16 protein-coding genes and 1 pseudogene are annotated in these 18,959 nt (G+C 71.3%); 6 read left to right on the plus strand and 11 right to left on the minus strand.

All coding sequences use genetic code 11. The features are described from left to right. Positions 1 to 19 precede the first annotated feature (19 nt). Together E0497_RS15480 and E0497_RS15485 are read right to left on the minus strand one after the other, a co-directional pair. Positions 20 to 3,655: pseudogene (locus E0497_RS15480) on the minus strand (cation-translocating P-type ATPase); the annotation flags it as partial. 332 nt (positions 3,656 to 3,987) lie between these two features. Further along, positions 3,988 to 4,410 carry a hypothetical protein gene (locus E0497_RS15485; RefSeq protein ID WP_194150324.1) on the minus strand — a complete coding sequence of 141 codons (423 nt, stop codon included), beginning with the start codon at positions 4,408 to 4,410 and terminating at the stop codon, positions 3,988 to 3,990. Between the two features lie 195 nt (positions 4,411 to 4,605). On the opposite strand from E0497_RS15485, the gene E0497_RS15490 reads away from it, so the two are divergent. After that, entirely contained in the window at positions 4,606 to 5,463 is an 858-nt protein-coding gene (locus E0497_RS15490) for a spermidine synthase (RefSeq protein ID WP_137725687.1), read from the plus strand. Between the two features lie 162 nt (positions 5,464 to 5,625). Here E0497_RS15490 and E0497_RS15495 read toward each other — a convergent pair whose 3' ends face one another. Together E0497_RS15495 and E0497_RS15500 are read right to left on the minus strand one after the other, a co-directional pair. Further along, positions 5,626 to 6,006, minus strand: a complete 381-nt coding sequence (locus E0497_RS15495; protein ID WP_137725688.1) for an SdpI family protein — start codon at positions 6,004 to 6,006, stop codon at positions 5,626 to 5,628. 66 nt (positions 6,007 to 6,072) lie between these two features. Beyond that, the gene (locus E0497_RS15500; protein WP_137725689.1) at positions 6,073 to 6,858 is read right to left on the minus strand and encodes an enoyl-CoA hydratase/isomerase family protein; all 786 of its coding nucleotides are present in this window, start codon (positions 6,856 to 6,858) and stop codon (positions 6,073 to 6,075) included. A 129-nt stretch (positions 6,859 to 6,987) separates the two neighbouring features. Here E0497_RS15500 and E0497_RS15505 point away from each other — a divergent pair, with 129 nt between their 5' ends. Together E0497_RS15505 and E0497_RS15510 are read left to right on the plus strand one after the other, a co-directional pair. Continuing rightward, positions 6,988 to 7,917, plus strand: a complete 930-nt coding sequence (locus E0497_RS15505; protein WP_137725690.1) for an SPFH domain-containing protein — start codon at positions 6,988 to 6,990, stop codon at positions 7,915 to 7,917. Positions 7,918 to 7,928: 11 nt separating this feature from the next. Next, positions 7,929 to 8,150, plus strand: a complete 222-nt coding sequence (locus E0497_RS15510) for a type II toxin-antitoxin system antitoxin (RefSeq protein WP_137725691.1) — start codon at positions 7,929 to 7,931, stop codon at positions 8,148 to 8,150. On the opposite strand, the gene E0497_RS15515 is transcribed toward E0497_RS15510, so the two are convergent. The 7 genes from E0497_RS15515 to E0497_RS15540 form a co-directional block, all read right to left on the minus strand. After that, entirely contained in the window at positions 8,147 to 9,145 is a 999-nt protein-coding gene (locus E0497_RS15515; RefSeq protein WP_137725692.1) for an MBL fold metallo-hydrolase, read from the minus strand. The two genes, E0497_RS15510 and E0497_RS15515, sit on opposite strands and share 4 nt — an antisense overlap. Before the next feature lie 114 nt (positions 9,146 to 9,259). After that, the gene (locus tag E0497_RS15520; protein WP_241665921.1) at positions 9,260 to 9,538 is read right to left on the minus strand and encodes a GNAT family N-acetyltransferase; all 279 of its coding nucleotides are present in this window, start codon (positions 9,536 to 9,538) and stop codon (positions 9,260 to 9,262) included. Positions 9,539 to 9,560: 22 nt separating this feature from the next. Beyond that, on the minus strand, positions 9,561 to 10,451 hold the full coding sequence (locus E0497_RS20885; protein ID WP_241665922.1) for a hypothetical protein: 891 nt from the start codon (positions 10,449 to 10,451) through the stop codon (positions 9,561 to 9,563). A gap of 31 nt (positions 10,452 to 10,482) precedes the next feature. Then, complete coding sequence (locus E0497_RS15525; protein WP_137725694.1) at positions 10,483 to 11,748, minus strand: MFS transporter; 1,266 nt, start codon at positions 11,746 to 11,748, stop codon at positions 10,483 to 10,485. A 130-nt stretch (positions 11,749 to 11,878) separates the two neighbouring features. Beyond that, the gene (locus E0497_RS15530) at positions 11,879 to 13,189 is read right to left on the minus strand and encodes a T3SS (YopN, CesT) and YbjN peptide-binding chaperone 1 (protein WP_137725695.1); all 1,311 of its coding nucleotides are present in this window, start codon (positions 13,187 to 13,189) and stop codon (positions 11,879 to 11,881) included. A gap of 231 nt (positions 13,190 to 13,420) precedes the next feature. Further along, positions 13,421 to 14,152, minus strand: coding sequence for a FadR/GntR family transcriptional regulator (locus tag E0497_RS15535; protein ID WP_137725696.1), 732 nt, complete (start codon positions 14,150 to 14,152; stop codon positions 13,421 to 13,423). A 35-nt stretch (positions 14,153 to 14,187) separates the two neighbouring features. After that, the gene (locus E0497_RS15540; protein WP_137725697.1) at positions 14,188 to 15,855 is read right to left on the minus strand and encodes an L-lactate permease; all 1,668 of its coding nucleotides are present in this window, start codon (positions 15,853 to 15,855) and stop codon (positions 14,188 to 14,190) included. Positions 15,856 to 16,058: 203 nt separating this feature from the next. On the opposite strand from E0497_RS15540, the gene E0497_RS15545 reads away from it, so the two are divergent. Genes E0497_RS15545 through E0497_RS15555 form a run of 3 tightly spaced genes read left to right on the plus strand, consistent with a single transcriptional unit; the run spans position 16,059 to position 18,957 of the window. Next, complete coding sequence (locus E0497_RS15545) at positions 16,059 to 16,826, plus strand: (Fe-S)-binding protein (RefSeq protein WP_137725698.1); 768 nt, start codon at positions 16,059 to 16,061, stop codon at positions 16,824 to 16,826. Beyond that, positions 16,823 to 18,337 (plus strand): LutB/LldF family L-lactate oxidation iron-sulfur protein, encoded by a 1,515-nt coding sequence (locus E0497_RS15550; RefSeq protein WP_137725699.1) that lies wholly within the window; start codon positions 16,823 to 16,825, stop codon positions 18,335 to 18,337. Before E0497_RS15545 ends, E0497_RS15550 begins: the two co-directional genes overlap by 4 nt. Continuing rightward, positions 18,334 to 18,957 carry a LutC/YkgG family protein gene (locus E0497_RS15555; RefSeq protein ID WP_137725700.1) on the plus strand — a complete coding sequence of 208 codons (624 nt, stop codon included), beginning with the start codon at positions 18,334 to 18,336 and terminating at the stop codon, positions 18,955 to 18,957. The genes E0497_RS15550 and E0497_RS15555 overlap by 4 nt, the downstream gene beginning before the upstream one ends. Positions 18,958 to 18,959: the final 2 nt, after the last annotated feature.

Below are 18,959 nucleotides of genomic sequence, written 5' to 3' on the forward strand. Positions count from 1 at the left end.
GTGCGACCGCCGCCGCCGCGGTGGCCGCCGCCGCCGAGCCGAGTGCCTGCGTCCAGGCGATCGGGCCGAGCGGGGTGCAGCCGAGGAACTGGCTCACCCCGGGAGTGCTCACCACCGCCCCCAGCGCGACCAGCGAGCCGAACGCGGTGGCCACCACCAGGGGGCTGCGCGAATCGATCAGCGTCTGCCCCAACTGCGTCCCGACGAGCGCGACCAGCCCCACCGTCGATGCGCGGCGCGGCCGCCCCGTCACCGAGGCCAGCGCCCACGCGACACTCGCCCCCGCCGCCGTCGCGGCCCCGCGCACCGTGACCGTCCGCCACAGGGCGGCGGTGTCCGGTCCGCGTCCGCTCCCGGCCCGGTCGTGCCGCGGCGGGCTGACCGCCACGGCCGCCGCCGGCAGCGCATCGGTGAGCAGGTTGACCAGCAGCAGCTGCCGGGCACCGAGCGGGGACCGGCCGGTCGCGGCGCTACCGATCAGCGCGAACGCCACCTCCCCGGCATTGCCGCCGAGCAGCACCGACACCGCCGACTGCACCCGTTGCCACAGCTGCCGGCCCTCGTCGATCGCGTCGACGATCGCGTCCACCCGCCCGTCGAGCAGCAGCAGATCCGCGGCGCTGCGGGCGGGATGGTTGCCGCGGGACGCCACCCCGATCCCGATGCTCGCCGCACGGATCGCGGCCGCGTCGTTCGCACCGTCCCCGACCATCGCACACACGTGACCGACCCGCTCGAGGGTCTGCACGATCTGCACCTTCTGTTCGGGTGTCATCCGCGCGAACACCTGCCGTTCGGCGACCGCGGTCTCCTGCGCGTGCTGCGACAGCGCCTCCCACGCGGTGCCGCTCATCACCGTGGACGCGTCGACGTCGAGCCCGAGGTCGCGGGCGATGGCGGCGGCGGTGACCGGGTGGTCGCCGGTGATCAGCCGCACCGCCACCCCACGCTGTTCGAGCGCCGGCAGCAGACCCGCGGCCTCCGGGCGGAGCGTGTCGGACAGGCCGAGCAGGCCGAGCGGTTCGAGGCCGTCGCCGCACAGAGCCGCGAGGGTGTCGGTGTCCCGGGTCGCCCGTTCCGCATCGTCCGCGGAAAGGGTGCGGCGGGCCACCGCGATGACCCGCATCCCCGCCTCCGCCATGGAACGGACCTCGTCGTGGATGTCCTCGATCGACGCCCGGTCGGCGGCCGTGCACGCGGCCAGCACCACCTCGGGCGCACCCTTGACGACCAGTTCGGTGCCGGTGAGGGCGGCAGCGTACGGGCGTCCCGCCCGGAACGGCAGCACGAGGTCCGGGACCGGGTCGGGGAGGCCACCGGCCTCGACGACGGCCCGGTCGGTGGCGTGCGGGGCCGTGCACCCGTCGGACGTGACGGAGGTGCGGGCCGCCGCGGTCAGGACGGTGTCGCGATCGACTCCGGCGGCGGGGCGGACGTCGGTCACCCGCAACCGGTCCGCGCTCAGTGTGCCGGTCTTGTCGAAGCAGGCGACGTCGACGCGGCCGAGCGCCTCCACCGAGCGGGGGGCCCGCACCAGCACGGCCGAATGGGTCAGCCGTCGCGCCGCGGCCTGCTGCGCGAGGGTCGCGACCAGCGGCAGACCCTCCGGGACGGCGGCGACCGCGACCGCGACACCGCTGGTGATCGCCGACTGCAGGCCGCCGCCGCGAAGCATCGACGTCAATGTCACCAGGGCGCCGCCCGCGACGCTGACGGGCAGCACCTTGCCGGTGAGTTCACGCAGTTGGGATTGCAGGCCGACCCGCCCGACGGGGGTGGGGGACAGTGCGGTCGCGCGGCCGGTCTCGGTGTAGGGGCCGACGGCGGTGACGACCGCGGTCGCGGTGCCGGTGAGGACGGTGGTGCCCGCGTAGAGCATGCAGTCGCGGTCCGCGAGCGGCACCCCCGGTGTGGCGCCGGTCTGCTTGTCGACGGGCAGCGACTCCCCGGTCAGCGACGACTCGTCGACCTCCACCCCGGACACGGTGAGCAGGCGCCCGTCGGCGGGCACGACCTCACCGGGCCGCACCTCGATCACGTCCCCGGGCCGCAGCGATCCGGCGGCCACCGAGCGGTGGGAGCCCGACGCGCGGACGGTGCGGGCGGACGGATCCTGCACGGCGAGCAGACGGTGCAGGAGATGTTCGGCGTGCAGTCGCTGCGCCGCGGACAGGGCCGCGTTGCCGACGAGGACCGAGCCGACCAGCACCGCGTCGACGGGGGAGCCGAGGATCGCGCTGGCCGCCGACCCGGTCGCGAGGATCGGGGTCAGCGGGTCGGACAGTTCGGTGCGCAGCGAGCGTCCGAAGTCCCACACGACGTCGACGGGACGACGGACCCGCACCGCCGCCGACCGGATCCGGGACGGTCCGTCGGAGTCGACGACCGGTCCCGGGGTGCCCAGCAACTCCCGCACCCGATCCGCGGACATCGCATGCCAGTCGTGTTGCGGATTCGGCACCGGATCGTCGGCCTGCAGGACGCCGCGCGCGAGACCACGCCCGGTCCACAGCGCGGCCCCCGATCCGGCACTGACCGGTCCCGGTCCCCGGCCGTGGGTGCCGGGCAACATCAGCAGTGACCCGAGGAGGGACGCGCCGGTGGCGATCTCGATGCCGCGGCGACTCGCGGTCCGGGCGGCGGGCAGGGCCCGCAGCACCCGCCAGGTGGCCGCGAGATCGGGCACCAGCAGATCGCACACGACGGGACCCGCGGCCGACGCGATCGCGATACCGAGGTCGGCGTCCGCCGCCGCGGACGGGCAGTCGATCGCCAGGACCGCCACACACCCGCCGTCACCGTGCAGGTCGCGGACGATCGCGGACAGGCCGGAATCGAGTGTGCCACTCGGGGTTCGGAGGTCGTCGAACGCCGAGCGCAGCGACCCGAGCGCCTCGTCGTCGACGGAGTGGACCGTCACCCCGGCCCGGCGGGCCTGCTCGAGGACGGCCCCGGCGAGGGGATCGCGGACCCGCGACACCAGCACGGCCGCATCGACACCGTCCGGGACGTCCACCGGGACCGGGAGCCGGTCGAGCGGCCACCACCCTTCGGGGAGCGCACCGGATTCGACGGCCTCACGGGCGGCGTCCCACACTTGCGTCCGGTGCTCGTCCGGCACCCCGCGGATGCGGCTGACCCGCAGTTCGTCGGTGAGCAGGGCCCGCGGGTCGACGACCAGCGCGGTGATCGCGTCGAGTCGGCGCAGTGCGCGCGGACTCCGGGCGACGACACCGTACCGGTCGGCGAGGTCGCGGCCGAGGGTCGCGGCGAACGACTCCCGGGCCGTGCGTGCGGCCTTCGGGGCGGTCACCAGGGCGGCGGTTCCGGCGGTGCGGAGGCTGCCGGCGGCGACCCCGACCGCGGCGGCGGCGCCCGCCTGCACCCCCGCGGCCCGCTCCAGGTGCCGCTCGACCGGACCCGGCCGGGACGCCCCCGCATCGCCGGTGGCCGGGTGCCCGGTGGAGGGATGGGAGGTGGCGCGTCGCCACGCCGACCGTTGGGCGACCACCTCGCCGACGAGCGTGGCCCGCAGCAGTGCGTCGACGGCCAGGGGGAGCGGCGCCTGCGCGAGCGTGAGACCGGTCGCGGAGGCGGCGGAGAGCAGCACGTCGGTGGGGCGTCGGCCGATGCTCGACTCGAGCAGTCCCCGCATCCGCGGTTGATAGTCGACGACGGTCGCGGGCACCGCCGCCAGCGGAAGCCGCGGCACCCGCAGCACCCGGGCGGTGAGCGCGAGTCCCAGCCCGGACGTGTGGGCGGCGAGTTCGACGACCCGGGAGGCCAACGCCGTGTCGGACCAGTCCGGTGGGGGCGACGGCGGCCGGGGCGCGGATACGGCGGGCGGGCGCCGACCCGGCGAGACGAGCGCGGTGACCACCCCGGCGGCCCCGGCGGTACTCACCGTCGCCACCGTGACGGCCCCCCACAGCACTCGCCCGGGCAGGACCCGCGCCTGTCCGAACAGCGTCCCCACCCTCGTGGTCGTCACCGAGTGGTACGCCCCCGCGGACGGGAGGACGTGGACTTCTTCGCCGGCGCCTTCGCAGGGGGTTCCTTCTGCGTGGCAGTTTTCTGTGCGCCGGCCTTCTTCGGGGCGGGCGCCGGTTGTGCGGGCGCGCCGCGCTCGTGGAGTTGCCTCAGCACGAGCGCGGCGCCCCCGACGGTCAGGACCACCGGCCATTCGACGATGCCGACGACACCGGCGGCGGCCATCGTCGCGATCGCGGCGGGGGTGGAGTGGCTGCCCTGTTCGAGGCCGCGGCGGGTGCCGTCGGCGACTCCGCTCACGGCACCGCGGACACCACCGACGAGGCTACCGACGGCGGCCCCGCCGAGCGCACCGATCGACGAGGTGGTGACGTCGGCGATGCCGGTCACGGCACGAACTGCACCGTCGGAGAACGACATTCGGCCTCCGTTCGCGCGGTGACCGTTGTGTGCGGTGCTTGCTGCCTGTGCCATCGAACCACCCGTCCGGTCGGTGTGTGGGATCGAGCGTCACGCGTAGCCCGAGTCTAGTCCCGACGATCCGAGATCTGAACCGGTTATCGCGATAGCTGGGTGAATTGTCTTGTGTTTCAAGATCTGTGTACCCTCGGGCCGATGGGCAGGCAGCGCGGTGGGCGCAGGAGTGAGGGGCGCGTCCCCCGCGGCGACGAGGGGCCGGTCGCCGGCGTGTACGACATCGACACCGGGACGTGCGAGCTCGAGGAGGATCCGTTCGACCGGCAGAGCTGGATCCTGCGGATCAACGGGGAACCGAGCTCCCACATCGACCTGGCCGATCCGCGGACGCTGGCCTTCGACTACATGCGCTGGATCGCGGAACTGACGTGCTCCCAATGGGATTCGCAGGCGTCGTTGCGTGTCCTGCATCTCGGTGGTGGAGCGTGCACGCTCGCCCGCGCGTTCGCGTCGATGTTTCCGCAGTCGCGGCAGGTCGTCGTCGAGTTGGACGGGCGCCTGGCCGTGCTGGTGCGAGAGTGGTTCGACCTGCCGCGGGCCCCGCTGCTGCGGGTGCGGGTGGGGGAGGCGCGGGCGGTCACCGAGACCCTCACCGCCGACAGTCGGGACCTGATCGTCCGGGACGTGTTCGCCGGGCACACCACACCGCGGCCGCTGACCACCCTCGAGTTCACCCGGCACGCCCGGCGGGTCCTCGCCCCGGGCGGCGTCTACGCCGTCAACTGCGGCGACACCCAGGATCTACGACGGGCCCGGGCGGAGGCCGCCACGATCGGCGCGGTGTTCGAACACACCGCGATCATCGCCGATCCGGCGATGCTCAAGGGGCGCCGCGAGGGCAACATGATCATCGCCGGCAGCGACGTGCCGATCGGGCGGTCACCGGCCCTGGCCGGTCGGGTTCTCGTCGGCGGCACCCAGGCCCACGTGTGGACCGACGATCAGGTGCGCCGGTTCGCCGAGTCCGCGACAGTGCTCCACGACCTCGGCGGGTGAGGTGGTGGCGTCGTCAGTCCGGGAGCAGATCCGGGGTGGCGACACCGAGATCGGAGGAGCCGATGGAGCTGATGAAGCTGCCCGGGAGCAGGAGTTGGACCAGTTCGGTGAGGAAAAGCACGATAGATCTCCATGAGTGGTGCGGGTGAATCGCGGTCGAGTCTAGGCGTCCGGGTTGCCCGCTTCGTCGCCCGGTAGAGCGCGTGCCGCGCGGATCCCCACCCACGCTCCGGCGCCGGTGAATCCGCCCAGAGCCACCACACCGGCGACGGTGACCGTGGTCAGGGCCGACTCCGGCATCGGGACCAGCGCGGCGAGACCCGCGACGATCATGAGCCACCCGCCGGTCTCCGTCAGCGGCCGGCCCGCCCGGTGTGCGACGGTCCACGCCTCGTCGCTGGCCATCGTGGTGGCGGTGCGGATACCGACGTAGTGGTTGCGGCGCAGCCGGCCGCTCGCCGCGGAGCGCAGCGCCCACACGATCAGTGCCCCACCGATCGTGAACGTCAGGCACAGGACAATCCGCAAGCCGATCGACTCCATGCGGTCACGGTAGAGGACCGGCGGGTGATCCGGGCGATCCGGGCGATTGTCGGTGCGTCGGGACGGTCAGGCCCCGGCCGGCAGGTTGCCGAAGTCGGGGGCGCGGCCCTCCGCGAACGCCGCGAGCGCCTCGGTGTTGGCCGGTCCGCCCAGCAGGTCGGCGAAGCAGGCGTTCTCCCGGGCGCGGGCGTCGGCGATCGCGGCGCGCAGCGGTTCGGTCATCGTCTTCTTCACCGCCATCAGGCTCGACAACGGTTTGGCGGCAAGCAGTTCCGCGTGTGCCCGGGCGGTGTCGAGCAGTTCGTCGGGCGGGCACACCCGCCACACCAGACCCATCTCCTTTGCCTGTTGCGCGTCGATCCACTCCGAGCTCATCAGGATCCAGGCCGCGTTCTGGTGCCCGACCAGGCGCGGCAACAGGATGCTCGACGCCGCCTCGGGGGCCACCCCGAGATCGGTGAACGGGCACTTGAGCCGGGCCTCGCTGGACATGAACGTCAGGTCGGCGAATCCGAGCAGGGTGGCGCCCGCGCCGAGGCCGACACCGTTGACCGCGCAGATCAGCGGTTTGGGGAAGTCGGCGAACGCGTCGATCATCCCGGTGAAACCGTGTGCGGCGCGCGGCGGATTCGGGTCGGTGGTCAGCGCCCGCATCTCGCGCAGATCGGTGCCGGCGCTGAACGCGCGACCGGCGCCGGTGAGCAGCACGACCGACACCGTCGGAGCGGCGGCGGCGTCGCGCAGCGCCTCGGTGGTCGCGTCGTAGAGCGCGGTGTCGAACGCGTTGAGGGCCTCGGGCCGGTCCAGGGTCAGGGTGCGGACGCGGGCACGGTCCTCGATACGAATGCTCATTCCTGCACGGTAGAGCCCGTGGCGGTCCGGCGTCGGACATTGCGGACACCCGCTTGCCGGTAAAGTGATATCACTTTAATATCTGTTTCGTGCGGCTCGCTGCGGGCCGCACCGACGAGGAGGGACGCCATGACAACCACTGCACCCGAGCACGGCACCGCGGGAGCCACCGGAATCGAGGAGCGGGTCGGCTGGTCCGTCAACGGTTGGCCCGTCGCGATCGGCGGACTCGTCGGCATCCTCGCCGCCGCCGGCGTCATCGCCCTCGCGGTCCTGACGCTCGACGTGAACATCCCCCTCATCGTCGTCGGCGCGCTGATCGCCGTCGCTGCACTGATCGCGCTGGCCGGACTCGTGCTCGTCGAACCCGGTCAGGCCCGCGTCCTGCAGTTGCTGCACGGCTCGTACGCCGGGACACTGCGCCACGACGGGCTGCGCTGGATCAACCCGCTCGACACGCGCGAGGCGATCTCCACCCGGATCCGCAACCACGACACCGGCAAGGCGAAGGTCAACGACGCCGACGGCAACCCGATCGAGATCTCCGCGATCATCGTGTGGCAGGTGCGCGACACTGCCCGCGCCACGTTCGACGTCGACGACTTCGAGGAGTTCGTGGCCGTACAGACCGAGGCGGCGGTGCGGCACATCGCGAGCAGCTACCCGTACGACGGCCCGGAAGACGGAGACTCGCAGGTGATTTCGTTGCGGCAGAACGCCGACGAGATCACCTCGAAGCTGTCCGCGGAGGTGGCCGAGCGGGTGCGGTCCGCGGGCGTCGAGGTCATCGAATCGCGCATCAACCAGTTGGCGTACGCCCCGGAGATCGCGCAGGCGATGCTGCGCCGCCAGCAGGCCGGTGCCGTGATCGCGGCCCGTGAGCAGATCGTGCACGGCGCCGTCGGCATGGTGGCCACCGCCCTCGAGCGCCTCGAACGCGAGCACACCGTCGAACTCGACGAGGAACGCAAGGCGGCGATGGTGTCGAACCTGCTGGTGGTCCTGTGCGGCGATCAGAGCGCGCAGCCGATCGTCAACACCGGAACCCTGTACCAGTAGGCTGCGCCGTCATGGTCGAACGCAAGAAGGTGCTGCTGCGCCTCGATCCCGCGGTGCACGACGCGCTGACGCGGTGGGCCGGGGCGGAACTGCGCAGCACCAACGCGCAGATCGAGTTCGTGTTGCGGCGGGCCCTCGCGGACGCGGGCCGGCTCCCGAAGGATGCCGGCGAGATGCGGCGGCCGGGCCGCCCCCGCAGGGACGACGCGGCCGACACAGCCGCCGAGGACTAGACGCGGGCGAAGCGGGCAGGCTCGCTGCCGGGCACCTCGGCGACCTGGCCGCGTGCGACCAGGTGCCGCAGGTGCGCGGCGGCCTCGGACAGGGCCATGCCCTTGGCCATCGGGTGGAACTTGTCCCACGGCCGGTACCACTGCATGCGGGACGCCACCTCCCACACGGTGATCTCGTCGTCGCCGAACGCGGCGAGCAGGTGGGCGAGTCGTTCCTCGTGGTGGTCGACGAGTTCGCCGGCACGGCCCGCGACGTCGGTGATGGGCAGGCCGTGCGCGCCGAGTCCGCGGGTGACGTCCATCTTCTGCACGCGCCGCAGCGATCCCATGAATTCGGCGAGCGCGTCGCGTTCCTCGAGTGGGTAGGCGAAGTTGCCGACGTGCGGGGTGGTCTTCTGCAGCACGTGGTCGCCGGTGAACATGACGTTCGCGTCCTCGAGGTAGAAGCACACGTGGCCGGGGGTGTGGCCGGGCGTGTACACGGCGCGCAGGTCCCGTCCGGTCAGGGCGATCAGTTCGTCGTCGACGAGGACCCGGTCGGGTGCGGACTCGGGGCCGACGGGGGCGTCCGCGCCGGACGCCTGCGTGAACGCCTCCCGGTCGGCGAGCGGGGCGCCGGCTCGGGTGAGGTTCTCGAGCTGGTAGTCCATCCACTCCGGGCCGCGGCTCGACGACATCTTCTCGAACATGTCGTGGTCGGCCTCGTGCATCGCGATCCACGCCCCGGACGCCTCCCGGACCCGCCCGCACAGCCCGGTGTGGTCGGGGTGGAAGTGGGTGACGACGACACCCTCGACGTCGGTGATCGCATGCCCGACGGAGGCGAGGCCCGCGGTCAGCGCGTCCCAGCCCTCGTCGCCGTCCCAGCCGGCGTCGACGAGGACGACACCACCCGGCGACTCCATCGCGTACACGAGCGTGCTGCCCAGCGGGTTGTGGGACATGGGGACGGTGATCTGGACGATGCCGTCACCGATCTCGGACGCATCACTCATGGTGCACAACCTCTCCCGGACCTACTGCTGACGAGAACTCGTTCTACTTTTCGATTCCATAGTTACTCCCCGCCGCGTCGCCGCGGACGGGGAGATCCCACTGGGCAAGAAGAATCAGGACACCAGGTCCGCGTACTCGGGGTGCGTCTCGATGTACTTCGCGACGTACGAGCACGACGGCACGACGGTGAAGCCCTGCTCGCGGGTGGTGTCGAGGGCCGCCTTCACGATCTGTCCGGCCAGGCCCTGCCCGCGGAAGTCGGGTTCGGTGACGGTGTGCCCGAAGTCGCGGACCGTGCCCGTCTCGACGTAGTCGGCGTAGCCGGCGAGGGTGTCGTCGACGTAGACCTCGAAGCGGTTCTGACCGGTGTTGTGTTCGATCCTGTTCGCCACGATCGGGCTCCTTTCGTTGTGCTTACGATCGCACGTTACCGCCCGGCCGGGCGGTGAGGCGTTCGGCGACGCGCGCCCCGACCGCGACCACGGCACCGGCTGCGGCGGCGACGAGCATGCTCGTGCGCAGCGGCCCGAGCAGCGCATCGACGAACGCCGACGCGATCACCGGGTCCACGGTTACCGGCAGCACGTCGGCGAGGTAGCGGTCCCGGACGATCCACACGGTGAGCGCGAGCAGTCCCGCCCCGGCGACGACGGCGATCCCGGTCCGCGACACGGTCCGCAGCCGCCGGCCAGCGGGGGCGGCCCCGATCGCACCGGCCGCCGCGGCCAGGGCCAGCCACGGCAGCACCGTCGCCGCGACGTCGATCCCGTGGACGGCCCGTCGTGCCGTCGCGAGTTCGGGAGATTCGAACAGCACCAGGCGCGCATCGACATCGGGGACGCGGTCGACGAACGGCACCCCGCGCTCGACCAGGACGGTGCGGGCGCCGGCGACGATCGGTCCCAGCGCGATCGCGACGGTGCCGGCATCGTCGACGTCGACGGCGTCCACCCCGTGGTCGCCGGTGACGACGGCGATCGACGCGGCGTGTGCCCCGCGGTTCGCCTGCGACCACAACGACGCGAACCGGTCGGAGCGCACGAACGCCCCGACACCCTCGCGGACCGCCCGCGACGTCGGTGCGGTGAGTATCCCCGGATCCGTGCGGGTGAGGATCTCGTCGGTGACCCGGGCGGTGACCGCGTCCTGCACCGCCGGATCCTGCGCCACCGGGGCGACCGACGCGACGTAGTGGTCGGTGTCGGTGAGCTGCCGGTCCACGAACCGGGCCGCGATCGACGCCCCCGACAGCAGGGTCACCGCCACGAGCAGGACGGCGACGGCGACGGTCCGCAGCTGCGACATGCCGCGGAGCCTAGTGCGCGCCCCGCCGATGTCAGCGGGACACGCGGGCGGTGACGCGCGCGAGCACGGTCAGCGCGGCGAGTACCACCGACGCGGCCAGTACCGCCCGCAGTGCGGAGGCGGCCCCGCCGGCTTCGGCGAGCGCACCCGCGAGCGGGGCGCCGATCGCGTTCCCGGAGATCAGGGCGCTCGACAGAAGTGCCATGTGCAGGGTGCCGCGGCCGTCGGGGGTGTGGGTGGTGGCGATCTCGTAGACGGTGACGATGACCGGTCCGATACCGAGGCCGAGGACCGCGAGCACCACCGACAGCAGGGGGCCGCTCGTGACGAGCGGCAGGACCGCGCACGCCGCGACGGACCACGCGGCGGCGGCGATCAGCCGCACGTGCAGGCTCACCCGGCCGCTCGCCAGGCCCACCGCGATCGACGCGACACCCGAGCCGATCCCGAATCCGGCGTAGATCAGGCCCGCGTCGGCGATGTCGCCGTGCTCGCCGGCGAACGCCACCACCGAGTTCATCAGCGCACCGAACAGGGTGCCGATGGCGACCATGATTGCGACGAGTGTGACCCGGTCGGGGCGCAGGAACGCGCGCAGCGGGGCACTCGCGGCGGTGGCCGCCGCTGCGGTGCGGGTGACGAGGTCGACGGTGCGGTGCCGGGCGAACAGCAGGCCGAACACCAGCACGATCGCGGTGCACGCGACCAGTGGGGTGCCCGCCCAGTAGCGGGCGAGGATACCGACGAGCGCCGGGCCGAACACGAACGTCATCTCGTCGGCGAGGGTTTCGTACCCGAACGCCGCACCCTGGACGCGGGACCGCTGCGGCGGGTCGACCTCGGTGCGGACGAGCGCCGACCAGCGGACCCGCGCGAACGGACCGACCGGCACGATCGTCAGCCCGCACAGCGCGGCCGCCGCGATCAGCAGCGGCAGCGGTCCGTCTGCGGCGAACAGGGTGGCGGCGATGAAGATCGAATTCGCCACCGCGAGAATCGGAATGACGATGCGCTGACCGAACCGGTCGGCGCACGTGCCGGCGAGGATGCCGCCGATCGCGGCGCCGATCGCGTACGCGCCGGCGGCGAGACCGCCCTCGGTGTACGAGTCGCGGACGATCGCCACATAACTGCTGATGCCGAGGGTGAGCATCGCGAACGGCAGCCGCGCCAGGATGCCGATCGGGAAGATCAGCGCGCCGGCGTGCCGGTAGAGGTGACCGAACGGCGGTGTGGGGCGGTCGGGTTCGGTGTCGACGGATGCCGGAGAAGGGGAGGACGAAGCGGGGGATGACACAGTGTTCCTTGTCGAGGTACGCCGAAGCGGCGTGTCGCCGTCCCACCAACACCGGCGACACCGTGATCCCAATGACTAGGGCCGAAACGCCCCGACATAACTGTGTGCAGCTGCAGGGTAGTGCGGGCCGTCAGCGGGCGTCAAAACGGTCGGGATCGCTCGCCGGACGGTCCGGAAGGGTGATCACCCGCAGTGCGCCGCGCAGCGACTCGTGGGTCCGGGCCCACGCCCGGGCCTCGGCCTCGCACGCGGCGGCCACCTCGTCGTCGCCGTCGTGGAGGGCGTCGTCCGCGAACCGGTTCCAGACGGTTTCCTGCCCCGTCGCGAGCCGCAGATAGTCGAGGACCGCATCGCGGTCGTACGCGCACACCGCGGCGACCTCGTGCGGATCGAGCGCACCCGCACCGTCGGGGTCGAGGTGTAACAGTGTCGACAGGGGCTGCGGCAGATCGACGTCGGCGATCGGACGGTCGTCGGAGATGGTGTCGTCGGAATCACAGACCGGGCCGTCGATGTACAGGGTGCCGCCGAACCGGGCGGCGAAGTCGACGTCGATCCTGGGTGCCAGGAGCCGCAACTGGTCGAGGGCGTCGACGAGGTGCCGGGGCACGAACGGGCTGCCGAAGATGTCGATGGACGCGCTGAGTCGATCCTCGTCGAGCGTGAACCGCATACCCGGCCACCGTTTGGTGAGATCGCATGCGTTCTCGGCGGCACGGGTGCGGCCCGCGATCCCCAACAGCAGCGGCATCCACAGCCGCACCAGCGGCTTGTCCGGATGCACGATGATGAACACCCGCTGGTCGCCGAGACGCAGTGCGACGTCCCCGTCGTCGTCCCGATCGGGCATGTGCCCGATCGCCTGTTCGACGGTGCGGGCCACCAGGTCGCGCAGTTCGTGCGGGTCGCGGGCGTCGAACGCGGCCCGCTCGTCGAGACCCGATGCCGCTGCAGGCTCCGGTTCGGGTGCCGCGTCGACCAGGATCGTGTCGGCGAGGGTGCCGCTGATCTCGGTGCGCAGGAACGCCGGATGCGGCACACTCCAGACCTCCCGCAGCGTGGTGACCGTCATGGCCGCGACCCGGTCGGCGTCCCACTGCTTCCGGTCGACGAAGAACGCGGGGGAGCCGCCGTCGGGATCACCGTCGGGCCGGCGGGTCGGGCGTTCCCACCCGAGGTCGCACAACCGGTTCTCGGCGGCCGCGGTGAGCACGTACCGCGGTGCGAGATACGGGTTCGACGACACCTCGGCGCGCACGTACTCGTCGTCCCACACCAGGAACTGGATCCACGGCGCGAACCCGTCGACGGTGGACTCGTCGGCCCAGTCCAGAACCAGGGTGTCGTCGGTGCTCATCCCGGACAGATGGTCGGCGAGCCGGTCCCGGAAGGTGCCCCACGCACTGTCGACGGATGCATCGAATTCTGCAGTCTCGAACATCGTTTCCCCTCCTCGTCCCGACGTCGCGATCAACGTAACCCGACGGTCCGACAAGTGCCGTGACGCCGGGCCGGAGCGCCGCCGGCGCATTCGACATCGTCACGAAGCGGAGAGTGGATGTGTGACCGTCATCGAGATCGTCCGGTTCGCCTGACCAGCTGAAGGGACCCTTCGTGCGCTGTGAGCGAACGAAGGGTCCCTTCAGCTGCTTGGCCCGGGGACAGGCGGACGTCAGTTCCCGCGGACGCCCTCGTAGTACCCGCGGATGTGGTCGACGATCCGCTGTCGGGCGAGTCCGGTGTCGTGGTGGGTGACGGCGTCGACGAGGCCGCGGTGTTCGTGACGCAGGCGGGTGCAGGTGTGCGGCCAGGCGACGGCGTCGACGCCGTCGATGACGTACGACTCGATGGAGGCGCGCAGGCCGGCCATCATGGCGGCGATGACCTGGTTGCCGGCGGCGTCGGCCATGGCGACGTGGAATTGGGCGTCGAGGACGAGGAATTCGTCGGCGGTGAGGGTGGGCTCGTCCATGGAGTCGAGGAGTTCGACGGCGGCGGCGAGGTCGGGGGCCGGGAGTGCGGCGAGGGTCCGCATGACCTCGGTTTCGAGGACGAGTCGGGTCTGGACGACGTCGGTGACGGGGAAGCCCTGGGCGGCGACCTGCATGCGCATGAGCATGGTCATGCCGCCGGTGGGGCGGGAGACGATCATGGCGCCGGCGGTGGGGCCGGAGCCGGTCTGGGTCTTGAGGAGGCCGAGGGCTTCCATGACCCGTAGGGCCTCCCGGACGGACGACCGTCCGACGCCGAGGTCGGCGGCGAGGGTGCGTTCGCCCGGGAGGCGCTGTCCGGGGAGCAGGTTCCCGGCGACCATCATCTCCTCGACGCTGCTGAGCACGTGTTCCCATGCGCGTGGGAGCGGTGCGGTCGACAGGTCGGGGGACGGGGTCGGGGTAGTGGGCATGAGACGTCAGCCTAGGTGGTTCGTCCGGTTCACTGTCACGGCAGCATCCAGCCGAGGATCGGCGTGGACTGCAGGTAGACCAGGGTGCACAGGATCAGCAGCATGCCGAGGCTGTAGCCGATGACCTTGCGTAGCAGGATCGGTTCGCTGCCGGGCTGTCCGACGGCGGTCGCGGCGATGGTCAGGTTCTGCGGGCTGACGAGTTTGCCGACGACGCCACCGGAGGTGTTGGCGGCGACCAGCAGGGTCGGGTCGATGCCGGCGCCCTGGGCGGCGGTCTGCTGCAGCTTCGCGAACAGGGCGTTCGCGGAGGTGTCGGAGCCGGTGACGGCGGTGCCGAGCCAGCCGAGGATGGGGGAGAAGAACGCGAAGATCGCGCCGGTCCCGGCGAGCCAGGTGCCGATGGAGACGGTCTGCCCGGACTGGTTCATCACGTAGCTCAGGCCGAGGACGGTCGCGACGGTCGCGATCGCCAACCGCATCTTGACGACGGTGACGCCGAACGTGACGACGGCGTCGCGGGCGGTGATGGGGAAGCGGCCGCCGGACGTCCAGACGCCGTAGACGATCGTGACGATGACACCGCAGATCAGCAGCAGGGTGCCGGGGTTCGACAGCCACGAGAACGAGTAGACGGCGCTGGATGCCGGGTCGCCGCTACCGGTGAGCAGGTTGCCGTACAGGCCGGGCCATTCGATGCGGCGGTCGGTGCCGGACAGCCACTTCGGGATGTCGACGCCGAGGGTCCACAGCTTGGCGATGCCGAACACGACGACGACCAGCAGGTACGGGAACAGAGCCAGGAACACCCGTGAACCGGGCAGCGGTTCGGGTTCGACGTGGGAGCGCTGGTCGTCGGGGGTGGCGGGCGCCCAGAAGCGCAGCATGATCACGGCGGCGGCGAGGCCGGCGAGGGAGGCGACGACGTCGGTGAGCTCGTACGAGAAGTGCGCCGAGCACCAGAACTGGGCGATCGCGAACACGACACCGGTGACGAGAGCGATGGGCCAGACCTGTTTGAAGCCGCGCCGGCCGTCGACGAGGAACAGCAGCAGCAGCGGCACGAACAGTGCGAGCACCGGGGTCTGGCGGCCGATGACGGCGGCGATGTCGGTGGCCGGGATGCCGGTGAGGTTGCCGGCGGTGGTGATCGGAATGGCCATGGCACCGAACGCGACCGGCGCGGTGTTGGCGACCAGGACGGTGACGGCGGCGCGGATCGGGGGCATGCCGATCGCGATGAGCATCGCGCCGGTGATTGCGACGGGGGCACCGAATCCGGCGAGGGCCTCGAGCATGCCGCCGAAGCAGAACGCGATGAGCATCGCCTGGACGCGCATGTCGCCGCGGCCGACGGAACTGAACACCCGTCGTAGGTCCTCGAATCGTCCGCTGACGACGGTCAGTTCGTAGAACCAGATCGCGGTGACGACGATCCACATCACCGGGAACAGGCCGAAGGCGATGCCCTGTAGTGCGGACAGTCCGGTCAGCGACACCGGCATGGCGAACCCGACGATCGCGACGGCGATCGCGACGGCGAGGGCGCCGAGCCCGGCGTACCAGGCCTTGAGCTTGACGCCGGCCAGCAGCACGAAGAACGTGACGAGCGGGGCCAGCGCGACGAGCGCCGTGACGGTGAGGTTGCCGCCGATGGCGTCTGTCGCGGGGGTGAAGGTCACCGCGAGGGTCTCGGTTTCCACATGTAACTCCTGGTTTCGCGCCGGGGGTGGGGCGGTGCGGAACGGGCCGCACTGTGGTCAGACCACAGGACCGTACACCATGACTCCGATCACAATCGAGGTCTGCACAAAAGTCGGTGCGAAACCGTTCGATTCTTGCGTCGGCGCGCTGACCATGCGTTACTGTGGTCTGACCACACTGCCGACCCCCCCCGGAGATCCGCATGCGAATCGCGCTGTTCGCGACGTGCATGGGGGACACGATGTTCCCGAATGCCGTCAAGTCCACCGCACTGTTGCTCACCCGACTCGGGCACGATGTCGTCTTCCCTCCGGGGCAGACGTGCTGCGGCCAGATGCACGTCAACACCGGCTACCAGCCCGACGCGCTGCCGCTGGTCGAGAACTACGCCGACACGTTCGGTGACGGGGCGATCGATGCCGTCGTCGCACCGTCCGGGTCGTGTGTCGGGTCGGTGCGGCACCAGCACGAGATCGTCGCGTCCCGCTACGGGTCGGCGTCGCTGTGCGGGCAGGTCGAGACCGTCGCGGCCAAGACGTACGAGCTGTCGGAACTGCTCGTCGACGTGCTCGGCGTGACCGATGTCGGCGCGTACTTCCCGCACCGCGTCACCTACCACCCGACGTGCCATTCGCTGCGCATGCTGCGGGTCGGCGACAAGCCGCTGCAACTGCTGCGCGCGGTCCGCGACATCGATCTGGTCGAGCTGCCCGATGCCGACTCGTGCTGCGGGTTCGGCGGCACGTTCGCGCTCAAGAACGCGGAGACGTCGACGGCGATGCTGGCCGACAAGATCCGCAACGTCGCCGCGACCGGCGCCGAATCCCTGTGCGCCAGTGACTCGTCCTGCCTGATGCACATCGGCGGCGGCATGTCCCGGCTGAAGACGGGCACCCGCACGATCCACCTGGCGGAGATCCTGGCGTCGACGGAACAGAGCATCGAGCAGAACGTGGAGGTGACCGCATGACCGCGGTGGGTCTGGGACTGCCGGCGATGCCGCCGCGCGCCCCGCAGGGGGTCGGCTTCCTCCGCGGCACCGAGACGTTCCCGAAGGCCGCGCACCACGAGCTCGCGAACGGGCAGCTGCGCCGCAACATCGGCAAGGCCACCGGAACGATCCGCGCCAAGCGGATCGCGGTCACCGAGGAACTGCCGGACTGGGAGGCGCTGCGCGACGCCGGTGCCGCGATCAAGACCGATGTGATGGGCCGGCTGCCGGAACTGCTCGAACAGCTCGAGGCGGCCGTCACCGCGCGCGGCGGTGTCGTGCACTGGGCGGCCGACGCGAACGAGGCCAACGCGATCGTCACCGAGCTGGTCAAGGCCACCGGCTCCGACGAGGTCATCAAGGTCAAGTCGATGGCCACGCAGGAGATCGAGCTCAACGAGCATCTCGAGGCGAACGGCATCCACGCCTACGAGACGGATCTGGCGGAGCTGATCGTGCAGCTCGGCCACGACAAGCCGTCGCACATCCTGGTGCCGGCGATCCACCGCAACCGGGCGGAGATCCGGGAGATCTTCCTGCGAGAGATGACGGACGTCGACCCGAAGCTCGACGACGATCCCGCGCATCTCGCGGGGGCGGCCCGGAAGTTCCTGCGCCACAAGTTCATGACCGTGCCGGTCGCGATCTCGGGCGCCAACTTCGGTATCGCCGAGACCGGCACCCTCGGCGTCGTCGAATCCGAGGGCAACGGCCGCATGTGCCTGACGATGCCGAAGACGCTCATCACCGTGATGGGCATCGAGAAGGTCGTTCCCGGCTACCGCGACCTCGAGGTGTTCCTGCAGCTGCTGCCGCGCTCGTCGACCGGTGAGCGGATGAACCCGTACACGTCGATGTGGACCGGGGTCACCGACGGCGACGGCCCGCAGGAGTTCCATCTGGTGCTGCTCGACAACGGCCGCACCGCAGCCCTCGCCGACAGTGTGGGACGGCAGGCGCTCAATTGCATCCGCTGCTCGGCGTGCCTGAACGTGTGCCCCGTCTACGAGCGCACCGGCGGCCACGCCTACGGGTCCACCTATCCGGGTCCGATCGGTGCGGTCCTCACCCCGCAGCTCGCCGGCATGGACGCCGAGAACGATCCGAACGCGACGCTGCCGTTCGCGTCGAGCCTGTGCGGCGCGTGTTTCGACGCGTGCCCCGTCAAGATCGACATTCCGTCGCTGCTGGTGGAGTTGCGGCACCAGAAGGTGGAGAAGTCCGGCATGTCGGCGGAGAAGCTGGCGATGAAGGCGGCGTCGATCGCGATGTCGTCCGCCAAGCGGTTCACGTTGGCGCAGAAGGCCGCCGGGCTCGGACGCCTCGTCGCCGGCAAGAAGGGCGTCATCTCGACGCTGCCGGCACCGCTGAACGGGTGGACCGAGGCCCGCGACATTCCGGCGCCGCCGAAGCAGACGTTCCGCCAGTGGTGGGATTCCGACGAGGGCCGGGACGCGATCGCCGACGCACGAAAGGACGCACCGAAGTGAGTTCACGAGACGTGATCCTGGGCCGCATCCGGGATGCGCTGACGATCGCTCCGCCTGTCGCGCAGGACATTCCGCGCGAGTACCGGACCGGACGCGCCCTGCCCGACGCCGAACGCGTCGAGCTGCTGATCGACCGTCTGGTCGACTACAAGGCCGTCGTGCACCGCAGCGGCGCCGCCGAGGTACCCGCGGTGCTCGCGAAGGTCCTCGGTGATCTCGGGGCGCAGCGGGTGGGTGTGCCTGCGGGACTGGACGCGTCGTGGCTGACGCAGTTCGACGGCGAGACCGTCGTCGATGCCGCGGACGTGCCGGCCCCGGACCTGTCCGGACTCGACGGTGTGGTCACCGCGTCCGCCGTGTCGTGCGCGGAGACCGGCACCATCTTCCTCGACGGCAGCCCCGACCAGGGCCGCCGCGCGCTGACCCTGGTCCCGGACCTGCACGTGTGCGTCGTGACCGTCGACAGCATCGAGGTCGGTGTCCCCGAGGCGCTGGCCCGACTCGTCCCGGAACGGCCCACCACCATGATCAGTGGACCGTCCGCGACCTCCGACATCGAACTCGAACGCGTCGAAGGCGTCCACGGGCCGCGGAACCTGCACGTGGTGATCGTGGGCTGAAC

Origin of the sequence: Prescottella subtropica, from assembly GCF_005434945.1 — a bacterium.
GTDB lineage: Bacteria > Actinomycetota > Actinomycetes > Mycobacteriales > Mycobacteriaceae > Prescottella > Prescottella subtropica.